Source organism: Streptomyces sp. SID486, assembly GCF_009865385.1.
Classification (GTDB): domain Bacteria; phylum Actinomycetota; class Actinomycetes; order Streptomycetales; family Streptomycetaceae; genus Streptomyces.
In genome coordinates, this window is record NZ_WWJT01000275.1 from 1 (window position 1) to 384 (window position 384).

Below are 384 nucleotides of genomic sequence, written 5' to 3' on the forward strand. Positions count from 1 at the left end.
CTGAACTCCACGAACAACGCCGGCGTCGCCATCACCGTCACACCACCGGCCAACGCCAGCGAACACTCACCCTGACGCAGCGACTGCACAGCCAGATGCAGGGCCACCAGCGACGACGAACACGCCGTGTCCACCGTCACCGCAGGACCCTCAAACCCGAACGTGTACGAGATACGCCCAGAGGCGATGCTGCCGGCGGTGCCGTTGCCGATGTAACCCTCGACACCGTCCGGGACCGACAAGGACCCGTAGTCGTGGTGCATGATCCCGGCGAAGACGCCGGTCTGGCTGCCGCGCACCGACGCCGGATCGATACCCGCCCGCTCCAACGCCTCCCACGACGTCTCCAGCAGCAACCGCTGCTGCGGGTCCATCGCCAACACC

Annotated in this window: 1 protein-coding gene; it reads right to left on the bottom strand. The window is 66.9% G+C overall.

Annotation, left to right across the window (positions count from 1 at the left end):
- Positions 1-384 (bottom strand): polyketide synthase (locus GT045_RS13405; RefSeq protein WP_161334300.1); only part of this gene is annotated, 384 nt, incomplete at both ends.